Source organism: Haloarcula sp. CBA1129 (assembly GCF_008729015.1).
Lineage (GTDB): Archaea > Halobacteriota > Halobacteria > Halobacteriales > Haloarculaceae > Haloarcula.
Map to the genome: position 1 here is coordinate 720,699 of NZ_RKSM01000001.1, position 21,361 is coordinate 742,059.

Genomic DNA, 21,361 nt, shown 5'->3' on the forward strand with positions numbered 1-21,361 from the left:
GCGATCCTCTGTAACTGTCTGTGGCCTGAAAACCACAGCTGTTAAAGTAATTCAAATGACTACTATCCTGCAACAGCTCGCGATGCTAGACAAAATCAAAGAATCCGTCTCGGATGTACTCTCGGGTGGGAAGCGGCAGTCTGACAACGGACCACGGAACGGAACAGTGACCGAGAACCGCGTTCAGGCTGGCTCTGTCGGCGACGACGGCGCGGACGCAGCCGACGAACCTGAATCGAATCTCTACGAGTGCCCCTCCTGTGACGCTGTTTTCGTCGCTATCGACAAAGAGACCTGCGCCTCCTGTCGGACCCCAGTCGAGCGAATCGAATAGCCGGGTCTGTGGCGGTGCAGTCAGCGTTTCCGGTACTGGAAGCAGGTCCGAACGGGACAGCTACTTGCCGTGGGTAGCCGCTGCGGGCAGGCAAGGCGGGGTTCCACAGCCTTATCGGCACGATCATGCCTGCGGCCCCAGCGTCACTGTTCGAGGGAGGACGACCCGATGGTTTTAACCACGTGACTCCCGGATGTGCGGGTAATGGCTTTTGAGGAACTCTTGGAGGACCCCGTCATACAGAAGTACCTCCACGAGCTGGTCGGACCGAAAGGGATGCCGGTCGCCGCCGCGCCGCCGGACGGCGAAGTGACCGACGAGGAACTGGCCGAGGAGCTCGGACTCGAACTGAACGACGTACGCAGAGCGCTGTTTATCCTCTACGAGAACGACCTCGCGACCTATCGTCGGCTCCGCGACGAGGACTCCGGATGGCTCACGTACCTCTGGACGTTCCAGTACGAGAAAATCCCCGAACAACTGCAAGAGGAGATGCACCGCCTGCTTGATGGCCTCGAAGAGCGCCGCGAGTACGAGCGTGAAAACGAGTTCTACCTCTGTGAACACTGCGGCATCCGCTTCGAGTTCGGCGAGGCGATGGAGTTCGGCTTCGACTGCCCCGAATGTGGTAATCAGGTCGAAACAATGGAGAACACCCGTCTCGTCACCGCGATGGAGAATCGCCTCGAAGAACTCAGAGACGAACTGAACGCTGACGTGGACGTGGAAGCCTGATGGTCGTTCTCGGTACAAAAGTGTACGTCGCCGGCGACGCCCGGGACCGTACGCTCGACGGACTGCGCTCGATGGTCGGCAACGAACTCGGCGACCTCGACGTAGAGTACGATATCAGTCTTCGGGACGACGAGTTCCCGTCAGTGACCATCGACGGCCCCGACGAGACCGTCGCGAGGAACCTCCTCCGTGAGGAGTTCGGCGAGATGGTCGCCGACCACGAGGACGGCGAGACGTACGTCGGGACTCTCGATAGCTGGGACGAGGACGGGTTCGTCCTCGATGTCGGCTTCGGGCAGACGGTCCGGATTCCGGCCGACCAGCTCGGTCTCGGACAGGGGACACCCAGCCAGATCCGCAAACGGTTCGGACTGGTCCAGCATCTCCCGCTCCGTTTCGTCGCTGGTGACCCTGCAAGCCTCGCTGAGGTCGAGCAGGACCGCCTCTACGAGTGGACCCGTGGCAACGGCCGTATCAACGCAAACAGCGTCACACGCTCCGAGGCGCGGGCGACAGTCAACCGCGCCGGCCACGCACAGGACATCGTCACCGTCGAACGCATCGGCCTGTTAGAACAGAGCATCATCTGCAACCCGGACACCGATCCGCCGGGGCTGCTCGCCGACATCGGGCAGTACATGCCGTCGGAGCTGCTGGCAATCGTGCCCTGACTTTCGAGCTATGAAACGCCGCCACCTCCTGTTGGTCGCCGTTCTCGCACTGGTCGCCCTCTCGGGCTGTACCGGCTTCTTCGGCTCCGAAGAGGTCGACCCGGAGCGGCTGAACGAGAACGCGAGCTACGACTGGAACACTTCGACCGACGGGACAATCGTCATCGAGGAGTCGAAATACACTGCCGTCTACGCCATCGAAAACGAGACGGCGTTCGACGTGTACACCGTTGACGGCCTCGGGCGCGAGCGGAGCGTTCCCATCAGTGCGCTTCGGTTCAGATACGACAACGGGACGGTCGTTAGCGCCGCCAACTCTTCGCTGAGTGCTTCGGAGAGCCGCCAGCGGACCACCGTTAATTTCTCGGGGAACGTCTCCGGACAGGTGGGGTACTCGGTCGCTCGGACCGGCAAGCGATTTGGCTCCCCGACGCTGGTTGAGGACAGCTCGTACACAGTCGTGCTCCCGCCTAACACCGGGGCCGGTATCCCCTTCCTCTCGCGAATCAGCCCGGGCGGGTACGAGTCCGAAACCGTCGACGGCCAGCAGGTCATCCGCTGGGACGAGGTGACCTCCGACCAGATCGTTGTCCGGTACTACCTCGACCGCGACCTGTGGCTGTTCGGCGGCCTATCGGCCATCGGCGTCGTCATCGGCGTTGTGGGGACGCTGTACTACTACCGACAGCTACAGGCGGTCATTCGCCGGCGCAAGGAGGCCGGTATCGACCTCGAAGAGGACGACGGTGACGACGACCCGCGGGACCGCGGCCCGCCACCGGGGATGCGCTGAGGCCGGTTCGAAAGCGAATTCGGGCCCGTTTCGCAGACGCTAACCGGGTCACTTTTTCGGGTCGGGCGTGCACACACGGCTATGAGCAACGGGTGGTTCGCCGGGCTGGACCCGGACGACGATGCGGCCGCTGTCGAACAGATAGAGGCCGGGCGAGCCGACACACCGGAGGACTGGCCACAGCAGGCCGTCGAGGCGGGGTTCGCTGACGACGAAGCGGCCTACTACGACCGCCTCCACGAGGTGACGATGGCGGCCACCAGCGCGGCGGTCGCCGAACAGGAGGGCGCTGACGACCAGCAGCTCGTGCATGCGGTGCGGGCGATGGCCGACTGCGAGCGGACGGCGAACGAGCTCGCCGAGCGGGTCGCCGAATGGGGCGGAAGCCGACACGGTGACAGTGGAAGCGGCGTCGAGTACGCCCGCTCGCTGGTCGACCGGGACGACGAGGACGAGGGGGACACCGCTCTCCGGTCGCTCGCAGAGCAGACGGCCGAACTGGCCGATGAAGCGGACTCGCTTCGGGCATACATCGAACGGACTGCGCCTGCTGTCGCGCCGAACCTCTCGATGCTGGCCGGGCCAGTGCTTGCAGCCCGCCTGATTTCGCTGGCCGGCGGCCTCGAAGCCTTGGCGAAGAAACCGAGCGGGACGGTGCAGGTGCTGGGGGCCGAGGACGCGCTATTCGCCCACCTCAAAGGGAATGCGCCGTCGCCGAAACACGGCGTCATCTTCACCCACGCGTACGTCCGTGGGACCCGCCGAGAGGACCGCGGATCGGCTGCGCGAGCGTTCGCCGGCAAGCTCTCTATCGCCGCGCGCGTCGACCACTACAGCGGCGACCGCCGGCCGGAACTGCAGGCGGAGCTCGACGAACGCATCGAACGAATTCAGGCACGGGCCGAGGAGGGCGACGAATGACGCTCCCGACTGGCGTCGAGCGCCACGACTTCGGCGGCGAGACAAGCCTCGCTACGCAGGGACAACCAGTGTACGGCGAGCGGACGGACGATGACTGGCGGCGGTGGGACCCCCATCGCTCGAAGCTCGGCGCGATGCTTGAACAGGGAATGGAGACCGGCCTTGACGGTGGCGAGACCGTGTTGTACCTCGGTGCGGCGGCCGGAACGACTGTGAGTCACGTTGCTGATTTCGGCGGCCCGACCTACGCCGTCGAGTTCGCGCCCCGCCCGGTCCGGGAACTGCTGGACGCGGCGGAGAGCCGGCAGAACCTCTTCCCACTGCTCAAGGACGCGCGCAAGCCCGAGAGCTATGCCCACGTCGTCGAACCGGTCGATGTCGTCGTGCAGGACGTGGCGACCAGAGGTCAGGCCCGAGTCGCAGCGCTCAACAAGCAGTTCCTGACCGATGACGGGCGGCTTCTCGCAGCTATCAAAGCCAGAAGCGAGGACGTGACCGCCGAACCCGACGACGTGTTTGACAGCGTGCGCGAGGAACTCAGTTCGACGTACGAACTGCTTGAGACGGCGCGGCTGGACCCGTTCCACGAGGACCATCTCGGTATCGTTGCCCGGCCCCGTGAAGACTGACTGGGGACGCCCTGTTCACACGACTGACACCAGATTGGAATCCAGTTGTGTGGGCCGAGCGGGCGGGGACGGAAGGCTTTAGCGGGTCGATTCCGATGTGCTGATTAATGGACGCGACGGGTTCTGCCGAGCATTTCACCCGGATGGGGACGCTCGGCATCGAAGAAGAGTTCTACGTCGTCGACGAGTTCGGTCGCCCGACGTCCGGGACGGACGAACTCGTTTACGAGACAGAGCCGCCGGAGGTTCTCGACGGCCGGCTCGACCACGAACTGTTCAAATGCGTTATCGAGACACAGACGCCGCGTATCGACGACCCGGGGAACGCCGGTGAGCACCTCCGCTCAGTCCGGGATGCGCTGGTGGCCCACGCCGAGGCGAACGGGTTCGGTATCGCCGCTGCGGGCCTGCATCCGCTGGCAAAGTGGCGCGAACTCGAACACGCCGAAAAGCCCCGTTATAGGTCCCAGCTGGACCGCATTCAGTACCCACAGCACCGCAACACGACCGCGGGGCTGCACGTCCACGTCGGTGTCGACGACGCCGACAAGGCCGTCTGGGTAGCGAACGAACTCCGCTGGCATCTCCCGCTGATGCTTGCGCTGTCAGCCAACTCACCGTACTGGAACGGCTTCGACACCGGGCTACAGTCCGCCCGCGGAAAGATATTCGAGGCCCTACCCAACACCGGGATGCCAACAGTGTTCGACGATTACGACGCCTTCGAGACCTACGAACAGCGGATGCTCGAAACGGGCAGCATCGACGACCGCGGCGAACTCTGGTTCGACGTTCGGCCACACTCCGGCCACGGCACTGTCGAGGTACGCGCGCCGGACGGGCAGGCCGATCCGGACCGGGTGCTGGCCTTCGTCGAATATGTCCACGAGCTCGTGGTCGACCTCGCCGAGCGCTACGAGGACGGGGAGTCCGGTCGGCGGCTCCGCCGGGAGTTCCTCGACGAGAACAAGTGGCGTGCGATCCGCCACGGTCAGTCTGCGAAACTCCTCTCCCGTGACCTCTCGACGACGCGCTCCGTCGAGGAACTGGTCGAGAGAGAAAGCGACCGTCTGGGTACCGACGGGCTTTGGGAGCTGTACAACCGGGAAAGCGGTGCCGAGCGACAGCGCCGGCTTCGTTCGGAGGAGGGCGTCATGGCGCTTGCTGACTCGCTGCGACTGTCCTGATTTAGGCTGTCGTCTGGAACTGAAACTGATTGGTTTTATCCCGCACAGGACTGGAGAGTCAGGGCCAAGGGTTTTTATCCAGCTATAGCTTTTGTCCTCACAGAGACAACGCATGTCTGCAGACGACAACGACCACGACGACCCCGAGGACACAGGCGATGTCCGGGACCGAATCGAGCAGGAGGCAGACCGCGCAGTCGAGCAGTTCGACGAAGGAATCGTCGACTTGCTGGCGTGGGTACTCGACACGGAGACGCGGGCGCGGATCTACGTCCACCTACGACAGCATCCGGAGAGCACGAGCGAGGAGATAGCTGAGGGGACCGGCCTGTATCCAAGTACCGTCCGCGAGGCCCTAGCCGCACTCACTGAGGAGGAAGTAGTAACCCGCCAGAAGCGTGAGAGCGACGGCGCTGGCAACAACCCCTACGAGTACAGCGCCATCCCGCCGAGCGACCTCGTCAACACCATCGTCGGTGACATCCAGTCGGAGCTGAACACGGTGTTCAACCTCGACGATCACATCGGCGGCGAGACGACACTGGAACCCGACAACGAGCCGGTGACCATCTCGGTCGAAGATGCGGACGACGACGCAACCGACGCAGACAAGCAGACTGACGACGAAGCGGACGGAGCCGACAGCGGAGACGACGACGACGTGTAGTCAAACCCGGCTCCAGAAGGCTGTTTCGTGAGTCGATATTACTAAACCTACCCGTGCCGTTGCCCGGGATATGAATGTCGCGCTGGGGGGAACGTTCGACCCGATTCACGACGGACACCGCGCGCTGTTCGAACGCGCATTCCAACTCGGGGACGTGACAGTTGGCCTCACCAGCGACGACCTCGCGCCGAAGACACGCCACGACCAGCGCCACGTTCGGCCGTTCAGCGAGCGGAAAGCCGCACTCGCCGACGAACTCGCGACGCTCGCCGCCGACCAAGACCGCGAGTGGGAGGTCAGGAAGCTCACCGAGCCGACCGGTATCGCCACAGAACAGCAGTTCGACACGCTCGTGGTCTCACCCGAGACCGAGACCGGCGGCCGCCGCATCAACGAAATCCGCGAGGAGCGGGGCCACGACCCGCTCGAAATCGAAGTCGTCCCGCACGTCCGCGCTGAAGACGGCGATATCATTTCTTCGACCCGAATCGTCGAGGGCGAAATCGACGAACACGGGAATCGCACGCCGAACCGCACCGGCCGCGAAAACCCCTCGTAGCTACCAGCCCGGTGCTTCCAGTCCAGCCGTCTCCAGCAGATCCTTCCAGCGCTGTTGAATCGTCAACCGGGAGACGTCCGTCGCCTCTGCGACTGCTGACTGGGATCGCTCCTCACCAGCGACCAGCGCAGCGACGTACACACTGGCTGCCATCGTTGCCTGTTTCGACCGATCTTCCTCCGGAACTGTCGAAAGGAACAGGTCGACCGCGTGGGACCGCGCCGCCGTCCCGAGGTTGAGCCTGTCCGCCGCCGCCTCGATATCGGACAGCCACTCGTCGTGCTCGATTCGGTCACTGGCGCGGTACATACAGCGCTGTTGGGCCCCATCCCACCTAAACCTTCGTCGCCCGCAAGCGAAGGGTTCTTGATGCCAACGCGGATATCGACTGGTGCGCGCGGGTTGCCGAGCCAGGCCAAAGGCGTAGCGCTTAGGACGCTATCCCGTAGGGGTCCGCCGGTTCGAATCCGGTCCCGCGCACTCGCTACCGCTCGTTTTCGGCTTGTCCAACAACGACAAGACCCCAAATGAACCTCGAAAAGCCGAATACGCTGGAACGCTGTCCCGGTTTTGATTCGGATATGATGGAACCGAATAGAACGATTACAATTGTCCGCAAGAACCAGCGCGACTTCTTATCCGATAAGGCCGTTGTGGACTACTACGAGTACCGCAAACCCTACCTCACGTACCTGCTTCGGATGGGGAAAGACCCGCAGAAAGCGAAAGGATACTCTCCGTACACCGTCTGTCAGACGGGACATCGAACTGCACGATTCGACCTTTGGGTGTGGGAGAACCGTGGTGGGTACAAAGCCCCGCCCGACCAAGACGACGCCCGCGCCTACATGGAAGAAGTCGCGTTCCGTGATGTGACCGAATCTACGAAAGGGAAGACCCTCGGTTCGCTCGGACGCTACTCGAAGTGGCTTCAGCACAAGTACAATCGTGATGAGTGGGAGTTCAGTTGGAACTTCCAGTCGGGTGGGGGTAACAACGGCCCGCGTGATTTCCTGACGAAGCCGGAACGTCGCAAGATACGACAGGCCGCGCTTGGGAAAGACGGTACTCCCAACTACGGAACCAACAGCGACCTTCTCGAAGCCGACCCCGACAGTTGGAAATTTACCTCTCTTGTCTGGACGAGTCTCGACGCTGGGCTTCGTCCGGTGGAAGTCGGGAACGCTCGGGTGGGCTGGTGTGAACCCGAGAACGGACTGTTACGTATCCCGAGAGAGGATTCAGCCAAGAACGAGGGGAACTGGACCGTGGGCATCACCGACCGCACAGCGACCGCATTAGAGCGGTGGATAGACGAACGTGCAGACCACCCGAGATATGACGATACCGACAAACTGTGGCTCACTCGTCACGGGAATCGATACGGTTCCAATGAATTGAGTCGGATTTTGAAAGACCTGTGCGACCGGGTAGACATTAGCCACAAGAATCGTCAGATGTCGTGGTATGCAATCCGTCACTCCGTTGGGACGCACATGACTAAAGAGCGTGACCTTGCCGCCACGCAGGCACAGTTGCGTCACGAGTCGGTGAAGACTACACTCAAGTACGACAATGTTCCCGTTGAAGACCGTCGTGATGCGCTTGATAACATGGGCTGACAGTATTCAACTAAGGCTGTGTCACCGAGGCGTTGAACGCCGGCCAGCCGAAGGAGGTGACTGCGGATAGAGTCGATATGACTCACGACATAATGGAGAAACACTACGACAAGGCCACCAAGAACGAGCAGATGGAGCGGCGGGAGGAGTATCTTAAGGACATCTGAACTTTCGACAATCACAGGAGCGATTCGCACTTTTGCGGTACGCATATTAATTTCACTTTCATGTGTACCAGTTGTATGGGATTGCCCGACGATTCTGTGGAGACATACCGCGACTTGGTGTACTATCAATATGCGCGACTCATTGCAGAAGCGGCAGGGGTAGAACAAGAGGGGTTCATCTGGAAGAAATTCTGGAGTCTCAAGAAAGGTGAAATTGAGATGAGTTCAATCACCAAGGAAGACAAATACCAGTTACAGGAAGGCTTTGGCGAGTGCATTTATTGTGGTGAGGAAGGTGAAACGACATTTGACCATTTAGTCCCCCTTAGCGAAGGAGGGTCCGATACGATTAGCAATCAGGTTCCAGCCTGTAAGTCCTGTAATTCCTCTAAAGGAAGTCGTGATGTGATTGAGTGGTTTGGAGAGCGGGACAAACCGATGCCACGTATTGTCTGGGGGAAGTATCTCAAATTGCTGCATGAGACTAAAAAGGAAGATGGAACATTAGATGACCCACTCTCTGAAGAAACTGAAAAGAAGTGGAGTGGTATGGAAGTTACGCGGGACGTCTCAAAGCGAATCCGTAAGCGGTACAGATAGCCGATTTCGGACGTTCGAACCGGTTATGGAATATACAGGAGACTGCCACAGTTCATTGAAAATACAATAAGTATTTGAGTGAAGTGGCAATTGTTAGTGTCAACTTGAACAATTCAGTATCGTCAATTGCGACAGGTGTCTTTCTATTATTTTCCTCCTTTACCGTCTTGTGCATACTAAGCCATTACTCACCAGATGCAAATACAGCAGAGATGGTAAACGATTGTCTCGCACCGGCTGTAGGTAGCGTATTTTCTCTTGGGGTTACTATTTTAGTAGGGTTGGCCGAGAAAGAGGCCCAGAGATGAATCATCAAGGCTAACGGCCTCAATTCGTTGGAAGTTCGCACCGCCCTCAGGTGTAAAGTTAGAGTGAGCAATCTCCAACAACCTCACTCTATTAAATTGAACTCCGCAGTGGCCAATAGGCCCAAATATTACGCTTACGGCGGTGGAGAAAGTAGAGTATGGCCCAGTTTGGGGAAGAATACATAGTCAATCACACATATCGTAGTTCCAGTGATTCAGATATTGATGAGTTTGGCTCTGGTGAATCGCTGGAAAGCGTCGACTTCGACCGTTAGAACTAGTGGAATGAAGCGGGAAACCGCCGATGGTTCATGTCGAAAATTTCCCGCTTCACGAGCAATGTCGTTCAGTTAGCTAAAAATGCTGTTGGTGAGCGAGGCGAAGTCGCCGCCCCCGAAGGGGGTGGCGGCTTCGCCGAGTATGCGGTGGTGTCGCTGCACTGTCTGCGGGTTTACCTAGGAAAGTCCTACCGAGAAGCACTTGATTTGCTGAGCGAGATGCCACAAATACTTGGGAAGATCGGCCTTGACGCGGCCGATCTCCCCGATCACTCCACGCTAGTCAAGTGGTTTGACAGAATCAAAACCGAACTCTGGCGAGTGCTGCTGCGCCTGTCGGCGCAGCTGCACGAGCCAAGCGATCACGCCGCTATCGATGCGACGTTTTTCGACCGCGAAAACGCTAGCAAACACTACTGTCGGCGGACGAATTACCGGGTTCAGACGCTCAAAGCGACAGCTCTCGTCGACACAGAAAGCCAAGCGATTCTAGACGTTCACTGTACGACTGAGAAACGCCACGACACACAGCTCGGCTGGCAGGTCGCCCGACGCAACGCGGGCGACCTCGCCAGCCTCGCTGCGGACAAAGGCTATGACTGGATGGATTTACGCGAAAAACTCCGCGAAGAGGGCGTAAGACCGTTGATCAAACATCGTGAGTTCCAGCCCATCGATCACGCGCATAACGCGCGGATCGATGGACCTCAATACCGCCAACGAGCGATGTGTGAGACCGTTTTCTCCACGATTAAGCGCACGCTCGGCGACACCGTGCGTGCGCGAACTTGGTACGGCGAATTTCGTGAACTCGTCTTGATGTGTGTCGTTCACAACATCAAGCAGTCTCTGAAACCGTGAAATCAAGCTACGTCTGCTGATTCACCACGGCCATGAGTTTCAAAAATGGCTAAACGGACCAGTTGATGGAGGTATCCGCAACAGCGGAGGTATCCGTGCGATTAAAAATCAGACAAACGGTGAAAGGGAATTTTTTGTCTTTGTCTCTGACAGCAGTGCGAGCCAGAACCAGAATCCGTGGGAAGACATTATCAATTTGGAGGAGGGGATTGCGCGATATTGGGGAGATTCGAAGGCCAAACATAGTCCGAACCCAGACGCCGCTATGGGAAATCTGTGGGTGAAGACTGATTACTGCCATACATATGCCCAAGACAATCGGTCCGATGCCCCTCCAGTATTACTTTTTGAGATGCCTGAATCGGGCAAAGTCACCTTCAAAGGGCTATGTATCTTGAACGACCTTCGAGTAGAGCGTCATAAGGATGAGGGTAAAACAGTAGTTAATTATCTATTTGACCTCGCAGTTCTTGACACTGATTCTGTATCACTTGAGTGGATACATCGAAAGGCAAGAACCGGAATAGACGCCGGAGGTCCAGAAGTATGGGACAAGTGGGTAGAAGATGGCCGAGTTCGGCGTTATTCCATCTGGAAGGATAATATTAGGACTATATCCTCACAACAGCCAACTGGGCGGTATCAGGAGTTGTTGGAAGATGTCAGGAGGAAACTCGATAATCCAAGCAAGGGGAAGAAGTTAGAGATTTTAGTCAAATTCCTAATGGAAGGTATGGAGAACTTCTCTGAAGTAGAACTCACCCCATCCACAGGTGACCGGGGAGTAGACCTAACGGGCAGAATCGAACTATTCACCGACCCAATGCTCGGAGAGGTAGATACTCGAATAGATTTCAAAGCACAGGTCAAGAACCGCGGAGACTCCATCTCTGGTGTCGAATTAAGCCGTTTAGCATCTCGTGTGGACGATGGTGAAATCGGACTATTCTTTACGACCTCGCACTATACCAGACAAGCGCAAGAAGAGAATCTTTCGACGTATCCCGTTCGGTTATTTTCTGGTATGGACCTTGTCGAGATGCTTGCCCAGAGCGACTTGACCGATGGATATCGTCTCTCTGATTCAGTAGTCACCGAGATACAGAAGAGTCTCTCGTAATGTGCAATGAGACAGTGGAATAAATAGCAGGTCCACAGGCGGAACAGATGGCCTTATTGGTATATTGGCCGACTCAATACCAATGAAGTTCGCTCGATTTGTCCCATTTTAAAGATGGTTCGTCACTGACGGTATGACAATGGACAGGGACGGGATTGATGAGTACGTTCAGCGGTGTCAGCAACTTATTGAAGCCTCACCGCAGATGGACGAGGAGAACACGAAGGTCAAACTCGTCCAGCCGTTTCTTGAACTGCTCGGCTGGGACCTCTACTCTACCGAAGTGGCGCTTGAATACACGATCCCGATGGCGTCGGGAAGCACGCACGTTGATTATGCCCTCCTCGTGGGAGATTCGCCTGTCGTGTTCGTTGAAGCCAAGCCCGTACGGTCTATCCTCACCGACAGCGAAGTTCAGCAGCTACGAAGCTACATGAGACAGGAACTCGACGTGGACTGGGGAATTCTGACCAACGGGAAGTCCTTCGAGGTACTGACGAAGAATCACCGCGGTAACGGTGGCGAAGAGGTATCTGTTGTTCAGTTCAATCTGGACGACCTCGCCGATAACCCGAGTGTACTGGAACTACTTACAAAAGAGTCGATACGCTCGGGCAAGTCTGACGAGGTCGCCGAGCAAGTCGCAGAAACGAACCGCGCAATCCGGTATCTACAGGACAACGAAGACAGCGTCACTGAGGCCGTGAGCGGGGCGGTCGAAGACGAGGTCGGTGAACTTACGCTTGATCTTGAAGAGCAGTCGCGGGAGTTTACGCAGAATCTCGTCTCCGTTCTCCAAGAACAGCGACAGTTCGTCAATGAAGAGCCAGCGTCAGATAGTGATAAGTGTGGGCAAGCGTCAGGGAATACGGATAGTGAATCAACAGACAGCGATGGAACGGAGGAAGGGTACGTAGTATGCTTTTCAGACGGCAAAGAGATTCCAGAGGCCGAAGATAGGCCACAACCGCGACAGAAACTGACTATGGGGGCAGCAATCGACTATTTGATAGAAGAATACAATCTGACTGAGAAGGTAGACGTACCTCACTTTCCTCCACAGGCCCGAAAGAACTGTTCGATTAACACCGAGCCGGTTCATCCAAACGGAGAGGATATGCGGCTACCATATGAATTGACAAACGGTTACTACCTCCACACATCACTCAATGTCCGAGGGAAGCAAGGTCGAATTCGTGACCTCGCGGAGCAAGTCGGACTCTCAGTTGAATTCTTAGGCGACTGGTGAAAGAGGCCCTACTCTGCCGGCACCGTAGCGACATCCGGTTCGAATCCGGTCCCGCGCAGTCGTACTGCAAACGCAAGCGATAGCAGCATTGCCTCTACCGATTGATTCCCACAGGGCAAGAATCACAACTGCCGCTTATGATGAGGAGCCCCGACGTATGAGATGAGGGACTGACGATGTCGGTGTATGACCCACTCCGTGATTCGTCTGCTCGCCCCGCAGGATCGGCTCGCTTCGACTATGCGGTTGACGATGCGGACGATCCGACAGAGCTCACCGTCTTCAGCGATCAGGACGATGAGCTCCCGACCCACTGGATTTCGGTCGACGTCGAGCACGCCGTCGCCCTCGATGAGATGCGGTGAGCGAGGAGTGGGCTCGCTCAGGCTCTTATCTATTTGTGACGAGAGAACGGACAGAGAACGCTCTGGAAGCGTTGTGTCCGAAGTAAGTTTGCGTGGGTGCAGTCCCAAGGGAATGCACCTGCACTCTGAGAGTGCGTGGGACCGGATTCGAACCGGCGGACCCCTACGGGACAGCGCCCTCAACGCTGCGCCGTTGGCCTGGCTTGGCTACCCACGCGCGCTCTTGCTGAGTGCATTCAATCGTACCCGGTGGGTCAATAAAAGCGCTTTCGTTTAGACCCGCCCCGAGAGGGTGTGTCACTCTCTCGAACCGGACGTTTGAAATAGCACGAAACCGCTACGGGGGGCATGGCCAAATACTCGACCGGCAGTGGTGGCGACAGCGCCGGCGGGAGCTGTGAGCTCTGCGGTAGCGACGGCGACCTTCAGACCGCGAACGTCGCTGGTGCGACCCTCCAAGTGTGTGACAGCTGTGCGCGTGACCACGGGGAAAACGAGCGAACGACGGGCAGTGACAGCTCGCGCGATGAGCAGAACCGGAAGCGCAAAGCCGCACAGAACGCGGCGAAGATGCAGGACGCACAGAAAGCTGACACGTCCCACTGGGAGGACGGCGCTGATTACGACGATGACCAGCTCCCGTATCTGGTCAGCAAGTACGGCGAGCGGGTGACGGAGACGCGTCAGGACGAGGGACTCCAGACGGGCGAACTGGCCGAGGAACTCGGGCTTGACGAAGCGGACATCCTCGCTGTCGAGCAGGGGCGCGCGACGCAGGCGAACGTCGGCGGGTCGACGATCAGGGCGCTCGAACAGTATCTCGACATCGACCTCGTCGAGTCCAACTGACCCCCGAATATTTTCCTGACTCCGGTGTAACGGTCGGTATGGATCTCTCCGCTGAACAGCGAGCCATCCGCGACACCGTTCGAGAGTTCGCCGTCGAAGACATCCGTCCGAAAGCCGCCGATGCCGACCGCGAGCAGTCCTTTCCCGAGGAGTGCTGGGACGGGCTCGCGGATATCGATATCACTGGGCTGACGACGCCGGTCGAATACGGCGGCTTCGGCGCGGATAAACCGACCTACGCGCTGGTCAACGAGGAGCTCGCGTACGGCTCGCTCGCAGTCGCGACGGCGCTGTCAGTCCACTGCCTCGCGACCTCGTGTATCGCACAGTTCGGCTCCGAGGAAGTGCGGGACGAGTGGCTCCCGAGGATGGCCGACGGCCGGCCTGTCGGCGCGTTCGCGCTGTCGGAGCCACAGGCCGGGTCGAACCCGCGTGAGATGTCGACTACTGCTCGGCGCGACGGCGACGAGTACGTCATCGACGGCGAGAAGCAGTGGATTACCAACGGTAAACGGTCGGGCGTCGTCATCGTCTTCGCAAAGACCGACCCCGACGACCCGGATTCGATAACACAGTTCCTCGTTCCGAAAGACACCGACGGGCTCACCGTCGGCGAGAAAGAAGACAAACTCGGGCTCCGTGCGAGTGACACGACTCCGTTGCAGTTCGACGGCGTCCGTGTGCCCGAGCGCTACCAACTGACCGAGGAAGGGAAGGGACTGGCCGCAGCCCTGTCGATTCTGACGACCGGCCGGGTCGCTATCGCCGCTCAAGCGGTGGGGCTCGCCCAGTCCGCTCTCGACGAAGCCCTCGATTACGCTCAGGAGCGCGAGCAGTTCGACCAGCCGATCAGCGAGTTCCAGTCGATTCAGCACAAACTCGCGGATATGGCGACGAACGTGCAGGCGGCGCGGCTGTTGACGTGGAACGCCGCACAGCAACTGGAACGCGGCGAGCGGGCGAGAGCCACGGCGAGCATGGCGAAGTACTTCGCGAGCGAGACGGCGGTCGACGTGACCAACGAGGCCGTCCAGATTCACGGCGGCTACGGCTACACGACTGACTACCCTGTCGAGCGGTTCTACCGCGATGCGAAGGTGACGACCATCTACGAGGGGACCAGCGAAATCCAGCAGAACATCATCGCACAGGACTTGCTGGAGTAGGTCGGAGGGGAAGCGGTTTTGCAGGCGTCGGCCCTAGCAGTGGGTGTGACACACGACGCCGTCATTTACGACCTCGACGGGACGCTCGTCAGGCTGGCTGTCGACTGGGACATAGTGACTAGCGACGTTGCGACAGTGCTGCGCGAACGCAACGTCGACCCTGAGAACCGCGACCTCTGGGAGATGCTGACGCTGTCTTCGGAGACTGGCCACCGTGACGCCGTCGAAACGGCGATCACCGACCACGAGCGGACCGGGGCGCACGATTCGGAGCGACTGGCGCTCGCCGACGGCCTCCCACACAGCGTCCCCGTCGGCGTTTGCTCGCTCAACGCCGAGGCGGCGTGTCGGGCCGCGCTGGATGTGCATGACCTCGACAGTCACGTTGGACCGGTCGTCGGTCGTGACACCGTCGAGTCACCGAAACCGGACCCAGAGGGCTTGTTGACGATTACCGAAGAGATCGGCGTCGACCCCGAAGCGACCGTGTTCGTCGGCGATTCAGAGAGCGACGCGACGGCCGCCCAGCGGGCCGGGATGACGTTCGAGTGGGCGAGTGAGTTCGATCAGGCCCGGTATCGCGCGTAGAGGTAGACACAGACGGCCGTCAGGAACCAGATGAGCGCCCCGACGCGGACCGCGAACATCGCCCGCGCGGTCCAGGTCTGGAGCGTGACCACGGTCGATGCGAGCACGACGAGCGGCGAGCCGATCAGGATCGTCGTCACGAACGTGACCTGCATCACCCACCCGAAGTCCACGCCGTCCGGGTCCGTCTTCTCGACTGTTGGCACGTCCGATAGTACAGCTAGGTGCGGCAAGCACCTTGCGGTTTCCCGAGCGAACTGCGCAACCCGAACAGGTAAGGCGCAGGCGCGCCCCCGCTCGGATATGCCAACTGTCCGGGATCTGCAGGCGATGGCTGGTGAGGAGCCGATCACGATGCTGACAGCGTACGACGCTGTTACCGCGAGCATCGTCGACGACACGGGTGTCGATGTCATTCTCGTCGGCGACAGCATGGGGAACGCCGTCCTCGGCCACGACGACACGCTCCCGGTGACGCTCGACGAGATGGCGTCTCGGGTCGGGGCGGTCGCACGCGGCGCAGACGACGCGCTGGTCGTGGCCGATATGCCGTTTCTCTCCTTCGGCGCGGACGAGGGCGAGAGCATTCAGAACTGTGGACGAATGCTGAAAGAGGAGGGCGCAAACGCGGTCAAACTCGAATCCGGGCCACACACGGTCGAACTGACCGAGCGGCTGACTGATCTGGGAATCCCGACAATGGCCCACCTCGGACTTACACCACAGAGCGTGAACCAGACCGGCTACACGAGACAGGCAACCGGCCGCGAGGAGGCAGAGGAAATCCTCGACCTCGCACGCGAACACGAGGCGGCCGGCGCGTTCGCGCTAGTGCTCGAACACATTCCGGCCAATCTCGCCGCTCAGGTAACTGAAACCGTCGATATCCCGACAATCGGTATCGGTGCCGGCGGCGATTGCGACGGGCAAGTACTTGTGTTCACCGACGTAGTCGGCCTCTCCGAATCCAGCCCGCCGTTCGCCGAGCAGTTCGGCGACGTTCGTGGCGAGGTCGCAGACGCTGTCGACGAGTACATCGACGCCGTCGAATCCGGGGATTTTCCGGGCGAGCCCCACAGCCATACCGAGGACGAGCTTGACGAGCTGTACTGACGCATCTCACACCAACTCAGCCGTCCGCTATTCGGCTGCAGCCGTCTGATTCTCCATCCAGTCGTCGTACGCTGACCGGTTCTTGACGACGACGGTGGCGTCCATCTTGCTGTGGCCGGCCCCGCACATCTCGGCGCAGTACAGCCGGTACTCGCCGGGTTCGGTCGCACGCGTTCGGGCCGTCATCGTTCGGCCGGGGAAGATGTCCTGTTTGACGCCCAGTTGTGGGATGTAAATGGCGTGAATCACGTCCGTCGTCTGCAGCCTGAACGTGACGTTCTTGTCCGCCGGAAGGACGAGCCGTTCTGCCGTCGTGACGTTGGCCTCGCTGTAGGAGAATTCCCACCCCCACTGGTAGGCGAGCACGTCGATCTCCGTATCCTCCGCGAAGGCGTCGCCCCCGTTGGCGGTCGCCTCGGCCGCTGCAGGGGTGATGTAGGGGTTGGCCATCACCACGAACGCCGACACGCCGACGAAGACGAGTATCGCACCTGTCGCGGCCGTCCACGTCACCTCTAGCGCCGGGTCGTCGACCGTCGGCTGCGGGTCGTCGTTGTTCCGGAACCGGTAGATTACGTACACGAGCGTCAGTTCCACGAATAACGTCAGTGGCAGGGCGACGTACAGGAGTTGTTCGTTGAGGTCGTCGATAGCCGCCCTGTTGACAGACTGCGCTGCGGCCGGGGCAGCAAGTAGTGAGAGCCCGACCACGACGAGGCCCGCCCGAATCACGCGTCGTCGGAGACGCATTGTCACACTGTACCAACCGCCATGTCAAATAACTTGCCCAAAATTGCGTTACCCGAGAGGTGACCGCCACCGGACCCGGGTTCCCAGCGTAGTTTTATCACGGTGGGCGTGTCAGGGAATGGTAACGTGTAGCATGTCGACACGAGCAACTGTTCCGGGACGACCGACAGCGCACAGATGCTAAACAGGGCTATCGTCGAGGGCACTGCTCTGGCCGCGCTGGCGGTCTCAGTGCTTTTCCTGTGGGTCCGGGAGCGGCGGAAGGCGCGACCCGAGAGCGACGGCGGGTACACGACGCGGGAGGAGATCGAATTCGAAATCGGCCGCATTCAGTCCGAAGTGTACCGTTGGCTGACGACGACGGACCACCGGGATATCGGTCTGCTCTACATCGCATTCGGTACCGCCGCCGGCCTGTGGGGCGGTGTCGACGCGATGATGCTACGGACGGAGTTGCTGACGCCGCCGGCCGATATCTGGACGCCGGAGACGTACAACGCGCTGTTTACCACTCACGGCCTGACGATGCTGATATTCTTTGTCCTGCCCGTGTTCTTCGGCATCGGGAACTACGTCCTGCCGCTGCTCATCGGAGCCGACGACATGGCGTTCCCGCGGGTCAACGCCATCGGCTTCTGGCTCCTGCCGCCGGCGCTGATTCTGGTCCGGATGGGACTCATGATTCAGGTGCTCGGCCAGCTTCTGAATCTGGTGCTCCCGGCGGAGGCCATCCGGTTTTTCCTCACGATGCGCGAGGTGAGTGTCGGCTGGACGCTGTACGCCCCGCTGTCCGTCCAGCAACCGAACCCGCAGATAGACCTGCTGTTGCTCGGCCTGCACCTCTCCGGCATCGCCACGACGGTCGGTGCTATCAACTTCATCACCACGATTGTCTACGAGCGCGGCAAGGGCGTCTCTTGGGCGAATCTGGATATCTTCTCGTGGAACATGCTCGTCACGAGCGGGATTGCGCTGTTCGCGTTCCCGCTGTTAGGGAGCGCACTCGTAATGCTCCTGCTAGACCGGAACCTCGGGACGGCGTTCTTTGCGACGGAGGGCGGTGGGGCTATCCTCTGGCAGCACCTGTTCTGGTTCTGGGGCCACCCCGAAGTCTACATCCTCTTCCTCCCAGCGACAGGGCTGATGAGTCTTATTTTACCGAAATTCGTCGGCCGCAAGCTCTTTGGCTATCAGTTCATCGTCTACTCGACGCTGGGCCTTGGCGTCCTCTCCTTTGGCGTCTGGGCGCATCACATGTTCACGACGAGTGCGGACCCGCGGGTCAAACTCTCTTTCATGGCCGTTTCCATCGCCATCGCCGTCCCGAGCGCCATCAAGGTGTTCAACTGGATCACGACGATGTGGGAAGGGGACATCCGCCTAACTGCGCCGTTTATCCTCTGTGCCGGCGGCATCGGGACGTTCATCATCGGCGGTGTCACCGGCGTGTTCCTCGCCGTCATCCCCGTCGACATCCTCTATCACGGGACCTACTACGTCGTGGGCCACTTCCACCTCATCGTCGTCGGCATCATCCCGTTCCTGATGATCGCCGCGAGCTACTACTGGTATCCGCTCATCACCGGCCGGTGGTACGACACGCGGATGGCGAGGTTTCAGGCGCTGCTGATCGTCTTTGGGTCGTTCGTGACGTTCATGACGTTGCTGATCATCGGCGGGCTGGGGCTCCCGCGACGACAGGCGATCTACCCGCCGGAGTACCAGCTCGCCCAGCAGATCGCGACCGTGGGCGGCTACATCATCGGCCTGAGTGCCCTGCTGTGGCTGTACAACATGCTCGTCTCCTACTGGCGCGGCACCCCCGTCACAACAACGGACCCGTGGGGGCTGAAAGCGACGAGCCAGTTCACCCGCGAGTGGCAGTGGTTTGAACAGCGCATGGTAGACAAATACGACATCGAACCGACCGAACCCGAGACCACCCGGCGGTCCTATGCCCCTGAAGCCGAGCCGACTGGGCTGGCCGGCGGCGTCGGTACCGTCGCACAGACAGTCTCCCGGAACGCTTGGATGGCTGCTGTGGGCGGGTTTGTCGGAACCGTCCTGATGAGCGGCGGGCTCATCACGGCGATACTCATCGGCGTCCTCGACCCGGTTTCCTTCGGTGAAATCGCCGAACTGGTCGGCCTGCCCGCGAGTCCGGCCATCGGGGCTGGCCTGTTTCTCGTCGGCGGAACCGTCACATGGCCGCTCCTGTTCCTTGCCTTCTCTGACTACCTCCCCGGTCGCCTGCTGTTCGAGACCGGGCTGGTGTTCGCGACGCTGATATCCAGTGGCTTCGCCATCGCGTTCTACACCGGGCAGAGCGGGCTCGCGTTCGTCGGATACCTCACATTCGTACTCGTCTCTCACTGGGCGTACGGCATCGGGCTGACCGTGACCTTCCAGTACCTCAAATCAGACGAGGCGCTCCGAAGTCGGGGAGGCGGCTAACAGATGAGCAACGGCGCTGATTCGTTCGTTTTCCAGTACCTCGCTCCCTTCGTCGGCGTCCTCCTCATCGCGGTCGGCATCGCCGGAGCCGTGCCCGGCGGGTACGCGCTCGTCGAGCCAGAGTTGGAGAACTGCGGAAACCCGACCATCGGCGTCGAATCGCCTGCGGAAACGGCCGAGCGGTTCGGCGGGGACGAACCGGGACCGCAGCTTCCACAGCTCGCCTTCGAGGAACTCTCTTCGGCCGAACAGACGGCGTTCCTGACGGCCGTCGACGACCCGGTCGGCGAGGAGCAGGTCGTTGGTGACGTGCCCAACGCCGATAGCTTCCGTCGCGGGGCGCTCGTCGCCTACGAGGGCGACCGGTACTACGTGACCATCGTCGCCGAAAACACCTGCTTTGCGGCCGCGCCGCTACAGTTCCCGCTCGGGGTGTTCGCCATCGCGCTCGGGTTCCTCGGCGTTCTGGCCCCGCCGCTGTACCGGCGGCTGGTGCGGCTGGAGCAGCGGGCCGGGCGGTCGGAGTGACAGTTTCGTGTGCTCAGCGTGGTGTCAGAGCGCAGTGCCAACGTACAGCACGATGACGAGGAACACCCACACCAGATCGACGAAGTGCCAGTACAGCGACGTGGTCCGGATAGCCGTGTCGCGTTCGGACGTGTAATGGCCCCTGAGAGCGCGGCCGAACGCGATAGCGAGCAGCACCACGCCGAGCGCGACGTGGAGGCCGTGGAGCCCGGTCAGGCCGTAAAACGCACTCCCGAACGCACCGGAGCCGATGCCGAATCCTTCCACGGCGACGAACTCGTAGTACTCGTACACCTGTCCGGCGAGGAAGACGACGCCGAGCGCGAGCGTCGTCCCGAGCAGGCCAAGGAACCGCCGCCGGTTTCCGCCTTCCAGCGCCTCGTGGCCGTAGTGGAGCGTGACGCTGCTGGCAAGCAGCAACGCTGTGTTGATGGCTACGAGCGAGCCGAGCAACGGCGGGCGGTGGGCCGGCGGCCACGCGCCAGCCCGGATGAAGGCGTAGTAGACGAACCCCGCGGAGAACGTTGCCACGTCGGAGACGAGAAACAGGACCATGGTCGTGGCGTACAACTCTGAATCGCTGTCCCCGCGGCCTCGGACGTAATCAGCGACGAACGCCTCGTTGGCCCACCCGGCAAGTCCGGTCAACAGGCCAATTGCACCAGCGCCGCCGAGGACAATCGGGACCACAGACGGGACCAGATCGAGTCCGACAAACACCAGTCCGACACCCAGATACAGCGACGCAGCGCCGATTGCAGCTATCAGGGGCCACTGACTCCGGTGTTCGTGACCGTCTTCGGCGGCGTGTTCGGTTGCCGTCTCCGTCGAACCAGCCATGTGAACG

At 60.3% G+C, this 21,361-nt stretch carries 25 protein-coding genes and 2 tRNA genes; 22 read left to right on the forward strand and 5 right to left on the reverse strand.

The genetic code is table 11. The annotated features are described in order from the left end of the window. Positions 1–55: 55 nt before the first annotated feature. The 9 genes from Har1129_RS03575 to Har1129_RS03615 all read left to right on the forward strand — a co-directional run bounded on the left by Har1129_RS03575 (position 56) and on the right by Har1129_RS03615 (position 6,496). On the forward strand, positions 56–334 hold the full coding sequence (locus Har1129_RS03575) for a hypothetical protein (protein WP_151099414.1): 279 nt from the start codon (positions 56–58) through the stop codon (positions 332–334). Positions 335–538: 204 nt separating this feature from the next. Beyond that, a complete protein-coding gene (gene tfe / locus Har1129_RS03580) occupies positions 539–1,069 on the forward strand; it encodes a transcription factor E (protein WP_151099415.1) in 531 nt (176 codons plus the stop codon). Beyond that, positions 1,069–1,740 (forward strand): DUF2110 family protein, encoded by a 672-nt coding sequence (locus Har1129_RS03585; protein ID WP_151099416.1) that lies wholly within the window; start codon positions 1,069–1,071, stop codon positions 1,738–1,740. The genes tfe and Har1129_RS03585 overlap by 1 nt, the downstream gene beginning before the upstream one ends. 10 nt (positions 1,741–1,750) lie before the next feature. After that, complete coding sequence (locus Har1129_RS03590; protein ID WP_151099417.1) at positions 1,751–2,533, forward strand: DUF5803 family protein; 783 nt, start codon at positions 1,751–1,753, stop codon at positions 2,531–2,533. A gap of 81 nt (positions 2,534–2,614) precedes the next feature. Next, entirely contained in the window at positions 2,615–3,454 is an 840-nt protein-coding gene (locus tag Har1129_RS03595) for an NOP5/NOP56 family protein (protein WP_151099418.1), read from the forward strand. After that, positions 3,451–4,083 carry a fibrillarin-like rRNA/tRNA 2'-O-methyltransferase gene (locus tag Har1129_RS03600; protein WP_151099419.1) on the forward strand — a complete coding sequence of 211 codons (633 nt, stop codon included), beginning with the start codon at positions 3,451–3,453 and terminating at the stop codon, positions 4,081–4,083. Before Har1129_RS03595 ends, Har1129_RS03600 begins: the two co-directional genes overlap by 4 nt. Positions 4,084–4,190: 107 nt before the next feature. Next, positions 4,191–5,270: a glutamate--cysteine ligase gene (locus Har1129_RS03605; RefSeq protein WP_151099420.1), complete on the forward strand. Its 1,080-nt coding sequence runs from the start codon at positions 4,191–4,193 to the stop codon at positions 5,268–5,270. Between the two features lie 112 nt (positions 5,271–5,382). Beyond that, positions 5,383–5,937, forward strand: coding sequence for a winged helix-turn-helix domain-containing protein (locus Har1129_RS03610; protein WP_151099421.1), 555 nt, complete (start codon positions 5,383–5,385; stop codon positions 5,935–5,937). A 70-nt stretch (positions 5,938–6,007) separates the two neighbouring features. Next, positions 6,008–6,496: a phosphopantetheine adenylyltransferase gene (locus Har1129_RS03615; protein ID WP_151099422.1), complete on the forward strand. Its 489-nt coding sequence runs from the start codon at positions 6,008–6,010 to the stop codon at positions 6,494–6,496. Here the strand turns inward: Har1129_RS03615 and Har1129_RS03620 are convergent, their stop codons facing one another. Next, complete coding sequence (locus Har1129_RS03620) at positions 6,497–6,805, reverse strand: transcription initiation factor IIB family protein (RefSeq protein ID WP_151099423.1); 309 nt, start codon at positions 6,803–6,805, stop codon at positions 6,497–6,499. It lies immediately after the preceding gene. Between the two features lie 86 nt (positions 6,806–6,891). On the opposite strand from Har1129_RS03620, the gene Har1129_RS03625 reads away from it, so the two are divergent. The 7 genes from Har1129_RS03625 (at position 6,892) to Har1129_RS03655 (ending at position 13,066) form a co-directional block, all read left to right on the forward strand. Continuing rightward, a tRNA-Leu gene (locus Har1129_RS03625) sits at positions 6,892–6,976 on the forward strand. Positions 6,977–7,023: 47 nt separating this feature from the next. Next, complete coding sequence (locus tag Har1129_RS03630) at positions 7,024–8,118, forward strand: site-specific integrase (protein ID WP_151099424.1); 1,095 nt, start codon at positions 7,024–7,026, stop codon at positions 8,116–8,118. 242 nt (positions 8,119–8,360) lie between these two features. Next, on the forward strand, positions 8,361–8,885 hold the full coding sequence (locus Har1129_RS03635) for an HNH endonuclease (protein WP_225307731.1): 525 nt from the start codon (positions 8,361–8,363) through the stop codon (positions 8,883–8,885). A gap of 619 nt (positions 8,886–9,504) precedes the next feature. Continuing rightward, positions 9,505–10,332, forward strand: a complete 828-nt coding sequence (locus tag Har1129_RS03640) for an IS5 family transposase (RefSeq protein WP_151098983.1) — start codon at positions 9,505–9,507, stop codon at positions 10,330–10,332. A 19-nt stretch (positions 10,333–10,351) separates the two neighbouring features. Beyond that, positions 10,352–11,452, forward strand: a complete 1,101-nt coding sequence (locus tag Har1129_RS03645; RefSeq protein WP_225307840.1) for a restriction endonuclease — start codon at positions 10,352–10,354, stop codon at positions 11,450–11,452. 139 nt (positions 11,453–11,591) lie between these two features. Further along, positions 11,592–12,701, forward strand: coding sequence for a type I restriction enzyme HsdR N-terminal domain-containing protein (locus Har1129_RS20840; RefSeq protein WP_225307732.1), 1,110 nt, complete (start codon positions 11,592–11,594; stop codon positions 12,699–12,701). Positions 12,702–12,877: 176 nt separating this feature from the next. After that, positions 12,878–13,066, forward strand: a complete 189-nt coding sequence (locus tag Har1129_RS03655; protein WP_151099427.1) for a hypothetical protein — start codon at positions 12,878–12,880, stop codon at positions 13,064–13,066. 132 nt (positions 13,067–13,198) lie between these two features. Here the strand turns inward: Har1129_RS03655 and Har1129_RS03660 are convergent. Further along, a tRNA-Leu gene (locus tag Har1129_RS03660) sits at positions 13,199–13,283 on the reverse strand. Between the two features lie 131 nt (positions 13,284–13,414). Here Har1129_RS03660 and Har1129_RS03665 point away from each other — a divergent pair. Genes Har1129_RS03665 through Har1129_RS03675 form a run of 3 tightly spaced genes read left to right on the forward strand, consistent with a single transcriptional unit; the run spans position 13,415 to position 15,669 of the window. Then, positions 13,415–13,915 (forward strand): multiprotein-bridging factor 1 family protein, encoded by a 501-nt coding sequence (locus Har1129_RS03665; RefSeq protein ID WP_151099428.1) that lies wholly within the window; start codon positions 13,415–13,417, stop codon positions 13,913–13,915. Between the two features lie 38 nt (positions 13,916–13,953). Beyond that, entirely contained in the window at positions 13,954–15,081 is a 1,128-nt protein-coding gene (locus Har1129_RS03670) for an acyl-CoA dehydrogenase family protein (RefSeq protein ID WP_151099429.1), read from the forward strand. Between the two features lie 45 nt (positions 15,082–15,126). Further along, positions 15,127–15,669 carry an HAD family hydrolase gene (locus Har1129_RS03675; protein WP_151099430.1) on the forward strand — a complete coding sequence of 181 codons (543 nt, stop codon included), beginning with the start codon at positions 15,127–15,129 and terminating at the stop codon, positions 15,667–15,669. Here Har1129_RS03675 and Har1129_RS03680 read toward each other — a convergent pair. Continuing rightward, a complete protein-coding gene (locus Har1129_RS03680) occupies positions 15,648–15,875 on the reverse strand; it encodes a DUF5822 domain-containing protein (protein WP_151099431.1) in 228 nt (75 codons plus the stop codon). The two genes, Har1129_RS03675 and Har1129_RS03680, sit on opposite strands and share 22 nt — an antisense overlap. A 97-nt stretch (positions 15,876–15,972) precedes the next feature. Here Har1129_RS03680 and panB point away from each other — a divergent pair, with 97 nt between their 5' ends. Continuing rightward, a complete protein-coding gene (panB, locus tag Har1129_RS03685) occupies positions 15,973–16,782 on the forward strand; it encodes a 3-methyl-2-oxobutanoate hydroxymethyltransferase (protein ID WP_151099432.1) in 810 nt (269 codons plus the stop codon). A 27-nt stretch (positions 16,783–16,809) separates the two neighbouring features. Here the strand turns inward: panB and coxB are convergent, their stop codons facing one another. After that, positions 16,810–17,532: a cytochrome c oxidase subunit II gene (gene coxB, locus Har1129_RS03690; protein ID WP_151099433.1), complete on the reverse strand. Its 723-nt coding sequence runs from the start codon at positions 17,530–17,532 to the stop codon at positions 16,810–16,812. Positions 17,533–17,709: 177 nt separating this feature from the next. Here coxB and Har1129_RS03695 point away from each other — a divergent pair, with 177 nt between their 5' ends. Together Har1129_RS03695 and Har1129_RS03700 are read left to right on the forward strand one after the other, a co-directional pair. Further along, on the forward strand, positions 17,710–19,986 hold the full coding sequence (locus Har1129_RS03695; RefSeq protein ID WP_151099434.1) for a DUF6789 family protein: 2,277 nt from the start codon (positions 17,710–17,712) through the stop codon (positions 19,984–19,986). A 3-nt stretch (positions 19,987–19,989) separates the two neighbouring features. After that, complete coding sequence (locus Har1129_RS03700) at positions 19,990–20,514, forward strand: hypothetical protein (RefSeq protein WP_151099435.1); 525 nt, start codon at positions 19,990–19,992, stop codon at positions 20,512–20,514. A gap of 24 nt (positions 20,515–20,538) precedes the next feature. On the opposite strand, the gene Har1129_RS03705 is transcribed toward Har1129_RS03700, so the two are convergent. Continuing rightward, positions 20,539–21,354 (reverse strand): heme-copper oxidase subunit III, encoded by an 816-nt coding sequence (locus Har1129_RS03705; protein ID WP_151099436.1) that lies wholly within the window; start codon positions 21,352–21,354, stop codon positions 20,539–20,541. Positions 21,355–21,361: the final 7 nt, after the last annotated feature.

Coding starts and splice junctions, on each gene's coding strand:
- Har1129_RS03620 (WP_151099423.1), bottom strand. CDS start 6,805: ATGTACCGCGCCAGTGACCGAATCGAGCACGACGAGTGGCTGTCCGAT.
- Har1129_RS03610 (WP_151099421.1), top strand. CDS start 5,383: ATGTCTGCAGACGACAACGACCACGACGACCCCGAGGACACAGGCGAT.
- Har1129_RS03695 (WP_151099434.1), top strand. CDS start 17,710: ATGCTAAACAGGGCTATCGTCGAGGGCACTGCTCTGGCCGCGCTGGCG.
- Har1129_RS03585 (WP_151099416.1), top strand. CDS start 1,069: ATGGTCGTTCTCGGTACAAAAGTGTACGTCGCCGGCGACGCCCGGGAC.
- Har1129_RS03615 (WP_151099422.1), top strand. CDS start 6,008: ATGAATGTCGCGCTGGGGGGAACGTTCGACCCGATTCACGACGGACAC.
- Har1129_RS03670 (WP_151099429.1), top strand. CDS start 13,954: ATGGATCTCTCCGCTGAACAGCGAGCCATCCGCGACACCGTTCGAGAG.
- Har1129_RS20840 (WP_225307732.1), top strand. CDS start 11,592: ATGGACAGGGACGGGATTGATGAGTACGTTCAGCGGTGTCAGCAACTT.
- Har1129_RS03600 (WP_151099419.1), top strand. CDS start 3,451: ATGACGCTCCCGACTGGCGTCGAGCGCCACGACTTCGGCGGCGAGACA.
- Har1129_RS03705 (WP_151099436.1), bottom strand. CDS start 21,354: ATGGCTGGTTCGACGGAGACGGCAACCGAACACGCCGCCGAAGACGGT.
- Har1129_RS03640 (WP_151098983.1), top strand. CDS start 9,505: ATGTCGAAAATTTCCCGCTTCACGAGCAATGTCGTTCAGTTAGCTAAA.
- Har1129_RS03595 (WP_151099418.1), top strand. CDS start 2,615: ATGAGCAACGGGTGGTTCGCCGGGCTGGACCCGGACGACGATGCGGCC.
- Har1129_RS03635 (WP_225307731.1), top strand. CDS start 8,361: ATGGGATTGCCCGACGATTCTGTGGAGACATACCGCGACTTGGTGTAC.
- Har1129_RS03665 (WP_151099428.1), top strand. CDS start 13,415: ATGGCCAAATACTCGACCGGCAGTGGTGGCGACAGCGCCGGCGGGAGC.
- Har1129_RS03630 (WP_151099424.1), top strand. CDS start 7,024: ATGAACCTCGAAAAGCCGAATACGCTGGAACGCTGTCCCGGTTTTGAT.
- Har1129_RS03655 (WP_151099427.1), top strand. CDS start 12,878: ATGTCGGTGTATGACCCACTCCGTGATTCGTCTGCTCGCCCCGCAGGA.
- panB (WP_151099432.1), top strand. CDS start 15,973: ATGCCAACTGTCCGGGATCTGCAGGCGATGGCTGGTGAGGAGCCGATC.
- Har1129_RS03575 (WP_151099414.1), top strand. CDS start 56: ATGACTACTATCCTGCAACAGCTCGCGATGCTAGACAAAATCAAAGAA.
- coxB (WP_151099433.1), bottom strand. CDS start 17,532: ATGCGTCTCCGACGACGCGTGATTCGGGCGGGCCTCGTCGTGGTCGGG.
- Har1129_RS03700 (WP_151099435.1), top strand. CDS start 19,990: ATGAGCAACGGCGCTGATTCGTTCGTTTTCCAGTACCTCGCTCCCTTC.
- tfe (WP_151099415.1), top strand. CDS start 539: ATGGCTTTTGAGGAACTCTTGGAGGACCCCGTCATACAGAAGTACCTC.
- Har1129_RS03605 (WP_151099420.1), top strand. CDS start 4,191: ATGGACGCGACGGGTTCTGCCGAGCATTTCACCCGGATGGGGACGCTC.
- Har1129_RS03590 (WP_151099417.1), top strand. CDS start 1,751: ATGAAACGCCGCCACCTCCTGTTGGTCGCCGTTCTCGCACTGGTCGCC.